This is a genomic window from Barnesiella sp., from assembly GCF_022723415.1.
Lineage (GTDB): Bacteria > Bacteroidota > Bacteroidia > Bacteroidales > Barnesiellaceae > Barnesiella > Barnesiella intestinihominis.
The window spans coordinates 1-2,788 of record NZ_JAIJHU010000108.1 but is presented as its reverse complement, the minus strand read 5'-3'; the positions used below and the strand labels follow the sequence as shown (position 1 = coordinate 2,788).

Here is a 2,788-nt window from a genome sequence, read left to right as displayed (position 1 = left end):
AATAAATTTGTTTCTGCCCTCGTTTGCACTATCTTTGCAAAAATGCGAAAATAGGCTGCACTCGGCATAACCAAATAAATTTGTTTCTGCGCTCGTTTGCACTATCTTTGCAATAAGATTCGTGTAAAATAAACCTATATGTTACAAGTCGGAAAATTCAATAAGCTCAAAGTTGTTAAAACGGTCGATTTTGGCGTTTACCTCGACGGGGGAGAGAAGGGCGAAATTTTATTACCACGGAAGTTCGTTCCGGAACAATCATGCAGTGAAGGCGGAGAGATAGATGTCTTCGTTTATTATGATTCGGAAGACCGGCTTATTGCAACGACACAAAAACCGTATGCACAAGTAGGTGAATTTGCGTGGTTACAGGTAAAGTCGGTGAATAGAATCGGCGCATTTTTGGATTGGGGAGTAGAGGCGAAAGATTTGTTGGTCCCGTTTCGGGAACAAAATACGGATATGCAACAAGGCGAGTTTTATATTGTATATGTATATCTCGACTTTGCTACCGGCCGAATAGTCGCTTCCGCAAAATTGGATAAATTTTTAGACAATGTCCCTCCTGAATATGAGGCGAATCAACCTGTCGAAATCATAGTAACTCAAAGGACTCCGCTCGGATACAAGGTTATTATCGATAATTTGCATTGGGGGGTGATTTATCACAACGAGATTTTCAGACCTATAACCATTGGGGAGCACTTGCGTGCTTATGTAAAACAAGTGAGGGAAGATGATAAGATAGATGTGATGTTACAGCTTCCGGGATATGAAAAAATAGACCCGTTGTGTGAATCGATTTTACAGAAGTTGAATGAAGCGGGAGGGGTGTTACGACTTTCGGATAAATCGCCCGCCGAGGAGATTGCACATTATTTCCAGTGTAGCAAGAAGAGCTTTAAAAAAGCGATAGGCGCTTTGTATAAAGCTCGACGCATTGTTATCGAAGAGAACTCTATTCGTAAGTCATAATAACGGTTCAGTAGAAAATCCGAGGGGGTAGGCCGGAATTTTAACGAATGCGATGGATTGCATCCCCTGTGTTGCGGTAGCAATAGGGGAGATACCGACGGAACGGTAGTTTTTGAGGAGAGAGATTGGAAAGATTTCATAAGTTTTTTTAGCAGTGTGGGTTAACCCCTCCGTCCTTGCGGACACCTCCCCTGCCGTGCCCCGCAATGCTACGGGGCACGGCAGGGGAGGTGTTTTAAAATATCTCTGATAGTAAAAATTGAAACACCCCGTAAGGCTATGGGATACGGCAAGGGAGAAGGTCTAAAATGTCTCTACGAATATTCTTTTTCCTCTCTATCTGCGAGTACAAGAGTTAAAAGACAATCTTCACTAATTATCGACTGAACCATAATAACCGTTATCTTTTCGCAAGTTAAAAGAACTTTTTTCTACAACTGTTGTTTAAGAGTTGTAAAGTTTCTGTTTTGGAAACCGAATAACTTTTAACAGGTACTAAATAATAAAAACAGTTATGAAAAGAGTCTTCATTATGTTAGCCATTGTGCTGGGAAGCGCAGGGTTATTGTTCGCTCAAAAAAGCAATCAAAAAGAGGTAAAACAGTTGCAAAGTTTTTTGCAGCAAAAATCGGCTAAGGGAGATGCCAATTATATTCGTTTAGGAATTACCGACATTAAGAATCCTGCAATGTGGAAGGGGGTAGTATGGAGCGATGGCCGTGCTATTTCTATCGATTGGAAGGATAAGGAATTGGCCGGAGAATTGGATTTGAATGGATTTACGGCTTTGCAAAAAGTCGATTGTTCGCGCAATCAGTTGACGGAGATTAATGTGTCTAACTGTACTGCGCTCAATACATTGAATGTCAGCAGGAACAAGCTGTCGGAGTTGAATATAGACAATTGTCCTGCATTGGTTAAGCTCGATTGTTATAAAAATCGCTTGACCGATTTGTCTCTCTCCGGGCTTCCCGGTTTGAAAAATCTGAATTGTTCCAATAATTTGTTCGTGGAACTTAATGTAAACGGAGCTCAGCAATTACAGAGTTTGAATGTTCAGGGCTGTCATCTTGAATCGTTGAGTGTCGATAGTTGTGAAAATCTTAAAAATCTATATTGTGGTTATAATAAATTGACCAGTTTGAATCTGTTCGGGACGGTCAGTCTGTCTAATTTGAATATCGACGATAACGAAATATCGAATATGCTTTTGTCCAAATTACCGTCTCTTACGTCTCTTATTTGCAGTGACAACAATATGAAGACATTGGGTGTACTCGATTGTACGTCGTTGGCCGATTTGGTGTGTTCGTATAACGATTTAACTTCTTTGAACCTCGACGGGACTACTAATCTGTATTTTGTCGATTGCTCGTACAACGACCTTTCGACACTCGATTTGAGCAATAGAACCATGTTACAACGATTGATTTGCAGTAATAACCAGTTGAATGTCCTCGATGTATCGTTTTGTCCGAATTTGGTTTATATCAATTGCCGGTATAATCAATTAACCGATTTGCGCACTATCGGGGATAATAACTTGCGTATGATCGCTTGCCAATGGAATTATTGATGAACCCGAATGAATTGTAACGAAGGTGGGATAATGTCGTTTCGGGCATTATCCCACTTTTATTTTTAGGCTATTTGTTTTTTTAGTCTACTTTATTCTACAATATATTTTTCTTCTTTGTTTGATTTCAAAAATATCCCCGATTTCAATCTTCTGTATTCCCATGAGTCTGATAGTTTAGTCGTCGAAATAAGGTGTACTTATGTAATATAGATAAAAATCTACCGGGATATTCAG

2 protein-coding genes are annotated in these 2,788 nt (G+C 39.8%); both read left to right on the top strand.

Annotated elements, in window-relative coordinates:
- Positions 1–138 precede the first annotated feature (138 nt).
- Positions 139–975: a CvfB family protein gene (locus tag QVD32_RS12750; RefSeq protein ID WP_008862015.1), complete on the top strand. Its 837-nt coding sequence runs from the start codon at positions 139–141 to the stop codon at positions 973–975.
- 514 nt (positions 976–1,489) lie between these two features.
- The gene (locus tag QVD32_RS12745) at positions 1,490–2,551 is read left to right on the top strand and encodes a leucine-rich repeat domain-containing protein (RefSeq protein WP_021891056.1); all 1,062 of its coding nucleotides are present in this window, start codon (positions 1,490–1,492) and stop codon (positions 2,549–2,551) included.
- Positions 2,552–2,788 lie beyond the last annotated feature (237 nt).